We start from the raw sequence: 12031 nt of genomic DNA, 5'->3' as shown, positions 1-12031 counted from the left end.
ATTCCGGCTACTCGGCCGGCCGATTGCCGATCAGCCTGAGCGGCTTCAGCGCAAAGCCCACCAGCAAATTGAAGGTTGTGCGGTCGAGCAGGAAGACGAGCAGTGCCACCAGGGGCCAGACGGCGCAGGCGAGGATGAAGGCGGTGAGCCAGTCGTCGATCGTCAGATGGGCGAGTGTTGCGGCACCCAGGAGCGCAAAGGGCAGGGCGAGCGGGAAGGCAACGCGGCGCAGGATGCCGCTCAGGGTCAGATGACCGCCGAAGTCGAAGAGCGAGCGTAGGGCAGCGGCGACTGCGGCACCCACGATGCCGAATTCCATGGTGAGCAGGACGAGGACGCCGGCAAAGGGCAGGAGAAGGCCAAGATGCAGCTTGGCGATCAGATCCGGCCTGTGCTGGCTGTGGATCAGCCAGTAGGGCGCAAAGATCATCGAATTCAGCCAAATCGAAGTCACGAGGATCGTTGCCGGCACGCCAGCACGATCGGCGAAGGCCTCGCCCAGCCAGAGGGTGAGCAGCGGATCCATGAGCAGGATCGTTGAGGCGCAGATGCCGCCATAGAGGAGGGCTGTCACCACGAGGACACGGGCGCTGAGTGCCTTGGCCTCTTCGGCCTCCGAACTGGCAAGCCTCGGGAAGATCGCGCGCGAGATCGCACCGGGGATGATCTGGCTGCGGGAGATCAGGTTGAGTGGTACGGCGTAGTAGGTGACGGCGGCGACGCCGAAGAAGCGGCCGACCATCAACTGGTCAAGCGAGCCGAGGATGGGGGTGAGCACCGAGGAGACCGTTACCCAGCCGCCATAGGACAGAAGCTTGCGCGCCCGGTCCATGTCGAAATCGGTGATCCGGATCGGGCCCTCGATCCGGTTGATGGCGACGAAGATGGCAAGCATCAGGATCACCCGGGCGAGCACGGCGCCCGGGATCACTGTGCCGAGATCGGGCGAGACGAAGACGGCAAAGGCGAGCGGCAGGATCTGCGCGAAGATCGCACCCGAGACCTGCAACACATTGGCGAGCGCGAAATTCTCGCGCGCCTCGATCGCATCGATGCCGGCGCCGTTGAGGATGACGAGCGGCAGGAGAAGCGCGATCCAGGGCATGGCCGCCTTCACTTCATCCTCGATCTCAATCGGCACCTGCACCACGCCGCCGACGATATAGGAGCCGAGCAGATAGAGCAGAAAGGCGCCGAAGAAGGTCATCGACGCATTGATGGTGAAGGACGTGACGATGACGCGGGCACGTTCGCGCTGGGCGGAATGGTCGAGGCGGGCCAGTGCATTGATGGTGGCGGGGGCGAGGCCAAGCTCGAGGAAGCCGAGATAGCCGATCATCACCCAAATCAGGGAAATGACGCCGTAGCGGGCGTCGCCGACATAATCGATATAGACGGGGACCGTCAGGATCATCACCGGGATCGGCAACAGGGCGCCGATCAGGTTGATGATGAAATTGACATAGAGCCGATTGCGCGGCTTGCCTTCACTGGCCATTGCGGTCCCTGTTTGTCCCTCCGGTTTGTCACCGGACTGTCCCGAGCCTGTCATGGCCCGGCGACCCTTACGGATGGGTAAGCCCGGGCTTCTATTCGGCGGGAAGGGTTAAGGGCGGGTGAACGGGCAGGCGGGCGTCAAGCCCGCCGTTTGACGCCCTGGGCTGCCACGACGTCGGGGATGCGCAGCGACACCACGGTGCCATGGCCCTCGCGGGAGCGTATCTTCAGCGAGCCGCCATGGAGCGCCACCAGCGAGCGGGAGATGGCAAGGCCGAGACCGGATCCGCCCTTCGACTTGGCATACTGGCTCTGCACCTGCTCGAAGGGATTGCCGATCTTGCCAAGCGCGCTCTTCGGGATGCCGATGCCGGTATCGACGATGGAGACGATCACGGCCCCTTCCACCTGGCGGGCGCGCAGCGCAATCCGGCCCCCGTCATCGGTGAACTTCACGGCATTGGAGAGGATGTTGAGCAGGATCTGCTTGATCGCACGGCGGTCGGCGACAACGGAAAGGCCGGGCTCGACGCGCTGTTCGACGGTAATGTTCTTCTCTTCGGCCGGGATCGCAGTGAGGCGCATGCTCTCTTCGATCAGCGGGCAGAGATCGATCGTTTCGCAACGGATCTTCATCTGACCTGCCTCGATCTTCGACATGTCGAGGATGTCGTTGATGACGTTGAGCAGGTGCTTGCCGCTCTCGTGGATGTCTTTTGCGTATTCCTCGTATTTCGGCGAACCGACCGGGCCGAACATGCCGGCCAGCAGGATCTCCGAGAAGCCGAGGATGGCGTTGAGCGGCGTGCGGAGCTCGTGGCTCATATTGGCGAGGAATTCCGACTTCGCCTTGTTGGCGGCTTCGGCGCGCTGCTTTTCGGCGAGATACTTCTCGTTGGCGTCGGACAGCTCGGTCTTCTGGCGCTCGAGGATGCGCTGCGAGGCGGAGAGATCGCTGATCGTGTTCATCAGGCGGCGTTCCTGGTCGCGCAGGCGCTCCTGGTGGCGCTTCAGAAGCGTGATGTCGGTGCCGACGGAGACGAGGCCGCCGTCGCGGGTGCGGCGTTCGTTGATCTGCAGCCAGGTCTCGTCGGCGAGCTGCACTTCCGAGGTGCGCGAATTGGTGCCGTCGTCTGCGTCCGCAATGCGGCGCTGGATGATCGGTTTACCGGCTGCGGCAATCACGAGGGATCGCTCCTTGCCCGGGACCAGCACGGCGTCGGGGAGGCTGTAGACCTTCTGGAAATGGCCGTTCCAGGCGACCAGTTTGTCATTCTTGTCCCAGAGCACGAAGGCTTCCGACGTGCATTCAATGGCGTCCGCGAGACGCTGGTCGGCCTCGGCATAGCGCTGGGCGAGGCGGTGCTGCTCGGTCACGTCCATGGCAATGCCGATGACATGCAGGTCGCCGGTGCTGGACGAGATGATCTGGGCGCGGGCGCGCATCCAGACGTAATGGCCCTGGGCGTGGCGCATGCGGAAGATCTGGTCGATGTGGCGGGAGCTGCCACGACCGACGGAGCGGGCCAGCGCATAGAGATTGCCGTCATCGGGATGCATGAGGCGGGCGGCATCGGCAAAGGCCAAGGGCTGCGAAGAGGGAGCAAGGCCGAGCATTTCGTACATCGAACGCGACCAGACGAGCTTGCGGCTCTCCAGATCGAAGTCCCAGAGACCGCAGCGACCACGGGCGAGCGCCGTTTCGACGCGCAGGTTGGATTCGAGGAAGGTGTCGTCCGCATCCCGCGCTCGCTTCACCTGGTAGAAATAGGCGTAGAGGATGACGAAGAGGATCACCGAGATGCAGGTGAAGAGCGTGACGTTGAGCGAGAGCTCGCGGCGCCAGAAGTCTTCGACCGCCTGCAATGAATGGGCGGTGACGATCATCGCGCCATCGGTGCCGATGGGCGTGAAGATCGCGTGATGCAGGACGCCGTTGAGATCGGTCTCGATCGCGCCGGTGCGGCTGCCGGACTGGCGAATGGTCATGACCTCGGGCAGGAGGCTGGACAACATCAGGCCAACCTGGGCTGCAGCCTCGGGCGAGGATCCGAAGACCCGGCCTGTGGGATCGACGAGCAGGACAAAGGCGCCGTTCGAGAAATGCTCGCGATCAAGAAAGAGCGAGAGGCGCTTCTCGGCCTCAGTGCGGTTGCGCGTTTCAAACAGTTCCGGACGCTCGCCGAGGGCGGCATTGACCGTAGCTGCGATGAGCGCCGTCGACTGCCGGACGGCGGTCTCCATGCGCTGGTGCTCGTTGACGATGCCGATCGTCCGGGCGAGCGCCACGACGGCGAGAAAGGCGAGGATCAGGACGGGAATGGCCCGGCGCAGGATCGTCTCGATGCGCCTCGACCGAACGGAAGCCTGACCGGAAAGCGCTGGCGTGCCGCCGAAAAGCGCCTCGCCGAGATTTCGAAAAAATGTCCCCATGTCCGAAAATTTGATGCGCAGCCGCTCATCGGCTGCGGTGACCCGCCGCGCGTCCAACATCGTCCCTGCCTCTATCCCTCGTGTGATTCGAAGCGCCGCTCGCTCGAATCTGACGCCAAGGAATCATGGCCGATTCGCCTTGTCCAGAGCCGGTGGGTAAAGAAAATATTAACCCCTTGCTCCGACTCCGCTTTTTTATTGGCGCTGCGGCAAGAGGCTGAATCTCATGGAAAAATGGGCAGCGATCCGGTTGCGGAAAAACCTCTGTGGACGAAAAAGGCGCCGGTTTTGCCGGCGCCTTTTGCATCAGAGCGGAGGGGCGTCTCAGCCCTTCAAAATGCGGTCTACGATGTCGCGGACATCCGTCGAGAGCGAAGGCGAGGCTTCGATCGTCGCAAGTGCTGCCTGTGCCTTGTCGGCGCGGCCTGGTTCCAGCAGGCGCCAGGAGCGCATAGCGGTCAGGAGGCGGGCAGCGAGCTGCGGATTGCGCGGGTCGATCGCGAGGATCTGCTCTGCGAAGAACGCGTAAGCAGCGCCATCTGCGCGGTTGAAGCCGGTCGCATTGCCGAAGGCGAAGGTGCCGACCAGCGAGCGGACGCGGTTCGGGTTGGTCGGGGCGAAATGCGGGCTTTGCATCAGAGCCTTGACCCGGTCGAGGCCGGCGGAACCCGGGATCGTCGCCTGGATCGAGAACCACTTGTCGAGCACCAGAGCGTTCGAGGCGAAGCGTGTCTCGAAGGCGGCAAGCGCCTCCTTCGTTTCGGTCGCATCGGGGAAGCGGTGGGCAAGGATGGTGAGCGCCTGGGACATGTCCGTCATGTTGTCGGACTTGGCAAAGGCATCAGCGGCCAGCGAAGGCGTGTTCTGCGCCAGCGTCAGGAAGGACAGGGCGATGTTTTTCAGCGACCGCTTGCCGGCACCGGCGGCATCCGGCGAGAAGGGGCCGCTTGCCGCATGGGTGGCGTGCAGCTTGGCAAACATGTCCGCGCCCGACGTCGCGATGGCCGTGAGCACGGCCTGGCGGCCGGCATGGATGGCATCCGGATCGTTATTGCCGCCGAGTTCCCGCGCGATGTCGGCCTCGCTCGGCAGTGTGAGCGCCTGGGCGCGGAAGGCGGGCTCGAGCGCCTCGTCTGCGGCAACCGCGAGCAGCACATCGACGAAGGCGGCACTGGCCGTGACAGAGCCACCGTCGCGGGCAGTCTTGGCAGCATCGGTCAGCACAGGAAGGGCAAGATCGGTGATCGCCTGCCAGCGGGCGAAGAGGTCGCTGTCATGGCGGGCGATATGGCCGAGGTCCTCAGTGCTCTGGGCGAAATGCAGCGTGACCGGGGCGGAGAAGCCGCGGTTGAGCGAGACGACCGGACGGCTGGTGATGCCGGAGAAGGTAAAGGTCTGGGCGCGCTGCGTCAGATGCAGAACGTCGCCGGCGACTTCGCCGCCGGAGATCGAAGACGCCGTGGCTTCTGCCCCTGTTTCCGACAGCAGCGAGAAGCGCAGCGGAATGTGCATCGGCTCCTTGGCGCTCTGGCCGGGGGTGGCCGGGATCATCTGCTCGAGCGACAGCGTCAGCGTCTTGGCACCGGCGTCATAGGCCGAGGAGACGGTGATCTGCGGTGTGCCGGCCTGGTGATACCAGAGCGAGAACTGGGTGAGGTCGCGGCCGCTCGCATCCTCGAAGCACTTGACGAAATCCTCGACCGTTGCGGCATCACCGTCATGACGTTCGAAGTAGAGGTCCATGCCCTTCTTGAAGCCATCGCGGCCAAGAATGGTCGCGATCATCCGAGTGACCTCGGAACCCTTCTCATAGACGGTCGTCGTGTAGAAGTTGTTGATCTCGCGATACTTCGTCGGGCGTACCGGATGGGCAAGCGGGCCAGCATCTTCCGGGAACTGTTCGGAGCGCAGATGGCGGACTTCGGCAATGCGCTTGACCGAGCGCGAGCGCATGTCGGCCGAGAATTCGTGGTCGCGATAGACGGTGAGGCCTTCCTTCAGGCAGAGCTGGAACCAGTCGCGGCAGGTGATGCGGTTGCCGGTCCAGTTGTGGAAGTATTCATGCGCGATGATCGCCTCGATATTCGCGTAGTCCTGATCGGTCGCGGTCTCGGGGTCGGCCAGCACGAACTTGTCGTTGAAGACGTTGAGCCCCTTGTTCTCCATGGCGCCCATGTTGAAGTCGGAGACGGCGACGATCATGAAGATGTCTAGATCGTATTCGCGGCCAAAGACCTCTTCGTCCCATTTCATCGAACGCTTCAGCGCATCCATGGCGTAGGCCGCACGCGGCTCCTTGCCATGTTCGACATAGATCTTCAGCGCGACTTCGCGGCCCGACATGGTGGTGAAGGTGTCTTCAACGATGCCGAGGTCGCCGGCGACCAGCGCAAAGAGATAGGACGGCTTCGGATGTGGGTCGAACCAGGCAGCGAAATGCTTGTCCGGGCCAAAGCCGGCGCCACCGAGGAAGTTGCCGTTGGAGAGCAGCAGCGGATTGGCGGCCTTGTCGGCGATGATGTTGATTGTGTAGACGGCGAGCACGTCAGGCCGGTCAGGGAAATAGGTGATGCGGCGGAAGCCTTCGGCCTCGCACTGCGTCGCATAGATGCCGTTGGTGCGATAGAGACCCATCAGCTGCGTATTGGCTTCCGGATTGATCATCGTCACCACGGTGATCTCGAAGGGGGTGGATTCCGGCAGGTCGCGGATGACAAGGCTCTCAGGCGTCGCGGTGTAGCGCGCCGGATCCAGTTCGATCTGGTCGAAGAGCAGGCTCGTCATGGTGAGGTCGTCACCGTCGAGCACCAGGGGCGCGTTCACATCGACGCCTTCGCGCCGGTGGAAGATCAGCCGGGCTTCCACCTTGGTTTCCGTCGGGTCCAGTTCGAATGTCAGATCAACCCGTTCCAGAACGAAGTCGGTGGGGCGGTAGTCTGCCAGATGAACGATCCGGCCCGTGTCTGTGCGCATTGTGTGTCCTGGTCGCTGCGGGGTTGGCCACCCCGGCACGAGCTGGAATGCTCGGAGCCGAATGGGGTCAAGTTGCCGGGGATGATTGCAGCAATTTCTGAACGATTGTTAAAACGCGAGCTAGTTTCGGCGATGCTCTTGGCAAGGCTTGCAATTTTCTTCGCCAAAACCAGGCCGATGCCGGCTGAAATCCAAGAATAGTCAAAACTGATCTTGAGTTAGACAGAGGTGTTGGCTGTGCGTTTCGTCACTTCAGCCTGAGCTGCTGCCGCAGCTCTTCATCGCTATCCATGCTCTGAATGATCACGCCGGACCAGCCGAGCCCGTCATAGTCCTCGTAGCCCAGCGTCTTGGCGAAGGCGACGATGGCGCCGCTCTGGTCATAATAGCTGCCCTTGGCGAGTTGCTGCGGATTGTTGAGCGCGAAATGCGTGTAGATCCGCTCGGGGCGCGAGGAGGCAATCACCATATTGGCGCCGTCGAGCAACAGCACTTCGGTCTTGTCGGCCACTTGCGGCGGAAGGTTCGCCTCTTTTTCGACGATCGCCTGGCCTTGGGCCTGCCAGTCGAAATAGACGCCGAGCGTGCCGACAAGCGCGCCATCCGTGCGGCCGGCTGCGCGGATGCCGGTGGCATAGATAAGGACATCGCGGTTATCGTGGCACCCGCTGCGCTTGACGGTGTCGACGATGTAGTCGTCGCCGCTCCGGCAATTGCGCGCCGTCCGGAACCAGGCTTCGGACGAGAGGTCCTTGTCCTTCAGGTTGCGCTGATAGCGCGGATTGGCAGAGGCGATAACCACGCCCCGCGCATCGGTCATGACGAGATCGAGATAGACGGTGTAGAACCGGTTGATCACGCCGAGGCGGGCAGCTGCATGCTGGGCGCGTTCGGGCGAGGGCTGTTCGAGCGCTTCCCAGAGCGCGCTGTCGGTCGCCCACCAGCGCACATCGGCGGTGCGCTCGAAGAGGTTGCGGACGATGAACTGGACGAGTGTCTGGGCAAGATCGATCAGCCTCAGACCTTCCATCTGCTCGACGAGATCGTCTGCCATGCTGCGGCTCTGGCGGATCCGGCCGAGCACGTTCTGCTGGAAGCGCTCGGCGGTTTCGCTGGCACCCTGCGCCAGGCGCTGAACCTCGTTGGCAACGACGTGAAAACCTTTGCCGGTCTCGCCGGCACGGGCGGCCTCGATCAGGGCATTGATTGCCAGCAAGCGGATCTGGCGCACGATAAGGGCGTTGTCGGTGCTGAAATGTTCTAGGTCTGAACCGATGCTTTCGGTGACCAGGCGCATGGACCGGGGTGTGGCGCGGATCTCTGAAATCGGATTGGTCTGAGAAACGGCCTGCGGCATGGCGCCAAACCCCGGTTGAAAAGAGACCTCTAAAAATTGCAGTCGATCGCGAATAAATATGACTTATTGGCAGGAAATATATTTTCCCCGATTAAACGGCTGGTTAACAAAAAATGGCGGAAAGCTTGGGTTTTTACGGTCATTTCTGGGGGTAATGCCCGCAATTGCGGACTTGCGCCCTCCTGGTGGGCATGCAAGCTATTCCCAGATGATTCAAAGGCGATCGCCTTTGCCGCCCTCCCGTTCACGGCGCGTCAGGCGCCCGCCGCATCCAAGACAGCAGTCACCATGGCCTTTGCCGACCCCAATCCCCTGCGCGGTATCGTGCTGAAAGTCTGCTCGGTCTCGGTCTTCGTCGCCATGCAGACCTGCATCAAGCTTGCCGGCAGCGGAATCCCACCCGGCCAGATCAGCTTTCATCGCTCCGCCTTCGCGATCGTTCCGATCGTCGTTTATCTCGCCTGGCGCGGCGAGTTGCGGATGGCGGTGCAGACCGACAATCCGGTCGGGCATGTGAAGCGCGGCCTGCTCGGCGTTTGCGCCATGGGTGCGGGCTTTTACGGGCTCGTGCACCTGCCGCTGCCGGACGCGATCGCCATCGGCTATGCCATGCCGCTGATCGCCGTTGTCTTTGCCGCGATCTTTCTGAAGGAGACGGTGCGCCTTTATCGCTGGACGGCGGTTTTCATCGGCCTTGTCGGCGTGCTGATCATTTCATTGCCGAAGCTGACCCTGTTCGGCGACGAGGGCATGGGCTCGGAGGCTGCCGTCGGCGCGGTGGCCGTGTTGATCTCGGCAATGCTGGGAGCCGGCGCGATGCTGCAGGTCCGCCAGCTCGTGCGCGAGGAAAAGACTGCAACGATCGTGCTTTTCTTCTCCCTGACGGCCGCACTGCTATCGGCGCTCACCTGGTTCTTCGGCTGGGCCGAACTGTCCTGGCGGGCACTCGGGCTGCTCGCCATGGCCGGCTTCCTCGGCGGCCTTGGACAGATCCTGCTCACCGAAAGCTATCGCTTCGCCGATGTCTCGACGATCGCCCCGTTCGAATACATTTCGATCATCCTGGGCTCGATCGCCGCCTACATCCTGTTCTCGGAGGTGCCGACAGCCACCACGTTGATCGGGGCGGCCATTGTCGTTGCAGCAGGCATCTTCATCATTTACCGCGAACACCAGCTCGGCCTTGAGCGCCGCGCCGCACGCAAGGCATCGACACCCCAGGGCTGAGGTTCAGCGGTCCGTGTCGGCCATCGGCGAGGCATTGTCGGCACCCTGCATCGGCAGGATGGTCGCCTGGAAGTCTGACTTGTCGGCCGGCGTGACATTGTCCGGGCGTCGCGTGATGCGCCAGGCGGCGTAACCGGCATAAAGCGCAAAGGCCATGCCGAGAAACCCGATCAGCGCATTCGGCCCGAGCCACTGCATCAGCGTGCCGGCCATGATCGGCCCGGTGACCGTGCCCATGCCGTAGAGGATCATGATGGCGCTGGACAGGGTGACATATTCGTCCGGTTCGGCCAGGTCGTTCGCATGCGCCACGTTGAGCGAATAGACGGGGTAAAGCACGGTGCCGACGAAGAAGCCGGCCACGTAAAGCGCGGTTGGATCTTCCGCGCCGAAACTGATCATCAGGCCGCAGGCGCCGACACCAAAGAGGCCGGACGCGATCATCACCAGACGACGATCCATGCGGTCCGAGATACGACCGATCGGCACCTGGGAGAGCGCACCACCGGCAAGGAAGGCGGCAAGCAGGGTCGCGCCTTGCGCCGTGCTCATGCCGATAGTTTGCGAATAGACGCCACCGAGGCTGCCCCAGGTGCCGGACAAGGCGCCTGACAGCAGCGACCCGAAGAAGGCGATCGGCGAGCGGCGATAGAGCCGCTTCAAGTCGAAGCGGGCTTCCGCAATCGGTGTCGGGGACTGGGCAGTCGAGAGCGCAACGGGGAAGAGCGCGAGCGAGAAGATCAGCGCGCAGATCATGAACAGGTCCGGCCCGTTCACGTCGCCGAGCGGCACGATATACTGGCCGCCGATCGAGCCGACGAGGCAGGTCACCATGTAGACCGAGAAGAGCGCGCCGCGATTTTCGTTCGTCACCCGCTCGTTGAGCCAGCTTTCGATCAAGAGATAAGCGCCGGCGATGGCAAAGCCCGACAGGCCGCGGAAGATCATCCAGGCCCACCATTCGACGACAAGCGCGCACAGCAGGATGGAGACCGTCAGCAGCGTTATCAACGCGCCGAAGACGCGCACATGCCCGACACGCCGCACGAAGATCGGGGTGACGATGCAGGAAACTGTGAAACCAAAGGTATAGCCGGTGGCGATGACCGAGATGATGACGGTCGACCAGCCCTCGTTCAGCGACCGGATCGGCAGCATGTAGCCCATCAATCCGAAGCCGGCCATCATCAACAAAGTCGACAGCATCAGGGTGGCGATCGATGCGAGACTGGACAGCATGGGGCCTCCCCGGGGCGCATTCTGGACCAGAATAGTGCCAGCATCGCCGGATGTGTGAAATGTTGAATACGACGCGACGCGGCGCATTGCGGGTGCAAGACGCATCTTCCCGCGCCGATCGGTAATAAAGGATTGAAACGTCATAAGGAATTCGTTTACCTTGACAACAATCATGAAAAGAGAGGCGCCGGCGAACGAGCAGGTGCCGGTCAAAGGGATCTGATGGCGCTGATAAAGGCGAAGCGATACATGACAGACCGGGGGCCGATGCGCCCGCTTGTCTCGTCGCTCGTCGCCTTGGCTCAGCCTTCGACTGGATACGGAGGCGTGTCATGACGCTTTCGTCCGCAGACATCGCCGGTCATCCGCAATTCATTCCGGCGCTCCGCGCCTATGCCGGACAGTTGCGCAGTCAGTTCGACCAAAGCCCGCGCCTGTCGCGCATGCTTGCCTCGCATCAGCGCTGGCTGCTCAGCCAGGCGGCCTTTGCCCTGCAGCTCGAATATGATCCGTCGCAGCCGGGAAGCGGGCTGACCACGACCAATCTGCGCGAGATCATCACCTCCAACAATGCCGCAAGCCGCAACACGGTCCTGAACTTTCTCGATCAGTTGCTGAGCTATAAATTCGTGCGCATCGTCGGCGATCCCAATCGCCGGCCCAAGCGCTACGAGGCGACAGAGATTCCCACACATGCCATGTTTCAGTGGCTGGTGACCAATTTCGAGCTGCTTGACCATCTCGATGGCGGCGACCGCGCCGCCACGCTTCTTGCCCAGCCGGATCTCTTCCGCCTGATCCAGCCGCAGATCGCGCGGCGGGCCTGTCTGAACCAGAGTTGGCTGGAGCCGCCGCCGCGGGTGGCGCTTTTCCTCTGGACCGAAGCCGGCGGCCTTGTCATGGACGAACTGGTGCGCCGCGCGATGGAGCTCGCCCCCGATGGCGAGGGCTACAATATCGGCCGCATCGATGCGCGTATCATGGCCGAGCATTTCATGATTTCGCGGACGCACTTGCAACGCCTCTTCCGCCGCGCGGTGGAGACCGGTTGTCTCCATTGGCCCGACGGCGACCGCAATCACTGCATTTTGCGTCGTGACTTTCTCGACGAATATTGCGGCTGGCAGGCGATCAAGTTCTCGATCGTCGATTTCGCACACGAAAAGATCTGCGGGCCCGTCCGCCTGGGAAAGCATGATCCGCGCCTCGGCGTGGCGCGCGAAGCCTGAGCCCTGGGGGCAAGGTAGGACGCACTCTTCTGACACGCATAACGACAAAAGCCCGCACAGGTGCGGGCTTTGGCAG

General features: G+C 62.6%; 7 protein-coding genes. 2 read left to right on the top strand and 5 right to left on the bottom strand.

The window, feature by feature from the left end; all coding sequences use genetic code 11:
- Positions 1 to 7 precede the first annotated feature (7 nt).
- The 4 genes from AC02Y0_RS11865 to AC02Y0_RS11850 all read right to left on the bottom strand — a co-directional run bounded on the left by AC02Y0_RS11865 (position 8) and on the right by AC02Y0_RS11850 (position 8260).
- On the bottom strand, positions 8 to 1498 hold the full coding sequence (locus AC02Y0_RS11865; protein WP_476379120.1) for an oligosaccharide flippase family protein: 1491 nt from the start codon (positions 1496 to 1498) through the stop codon (positions 8 to 10).
- A 137-nt stretch (positions 1499 to 1635) separates the two neighbouring features.
- The gene (locus tag AC02Y0_RS11860) at positions 1636 to 3990 is read right to left on the bottom strand and encodes a PAS domain-containing sensor histidine kinase (RefSeq protein WP_476379119.1); all 2355 of its coding nucleotides are present in this window, start codon (positions 3988 to 3990) and stop codon (positions 1636 to 1638) included.
- 264 nt (positions 3991 to 4254) lie between these two features.
- Positions 4255 to 6903, bottom strand: coding sequence for an aminopeptidase N (gene pepN / locus AC02Y0_RS11855; RefSeq protein WP_476379118.1), 2649 nt, complete (start codon positions 6901 to 6903; stop codon positions 4255 to 4257).
- Between the two features lie 247 nt (positions 6904 to 7150).
- Positions 7151 to 8260: a methyl-accepting chemotaxis protein gene (locus AC02Y0_RS11850; RefSeq protein ID WP_476379117.1), complete on the bottom strand. Its 1110-nt coding sequence runs from the start codon at positions 8258 to 8260 to the stop codon at positions 7151 to 7153.
- Positions 8261 to 8548: 288 nt separating this feature from the next.
- Between AC02Y0_RS11850 and AC02Y0_RS11845 the strand changes: the two genes are divergently transcribed.
- Entirely contained in the window at positions 8549 to 9487 is a 939-nt protein-coding gene (locus AC02Y0_RS11845) for a DMT family transporter (protein ID WP_476379116.1), read from the top strand.
- Positions 9488 to 9490: 3 nt separating this feature from the next.
- Here the strand turns inward: AC02Y0_RS11845 and AC02Y0_RS11840 are convergent, their stop codons facing one another.
- Positions 9491 to 10726: an MFS transporter gene (locus tag AC02Y0_RS11840; protein WP_476379115.1), complete on the bottom strand. Its 1236-nt coding sequence runs from the start codon at positions 10724 to 10726 to the stop codon at positions 9491 to 9493.
- Between the two features lie 332 nt (positions 10727 to 11058).
- Here AC02Y0_RS11840 and AC02Y0_RS11835 point away from each other — a divergent pair, with 332 nt between their 5' ends.
- Positions 11059 to 11955 (top strand): hypothetical protein, encoded by an 897-nt coding sequence (locus tag AC02Y0_RS11835; protein WP_476379114.1) that lies wholly within the window; start codon positions 11059 to 11061, stop codon positions 11953 to 11955.
- Positions 11956 to 12031: the final 76 nt, after the last annotated feature.

The sequence above is a fragment of the Allorhizobium sp. nf9_anc genome (assembly GCF_056323085.1).
Note: the sequence above shows the minus strand (reverse complement) of the source record. Positions and strands in the feature narration are given on the sequence as shown.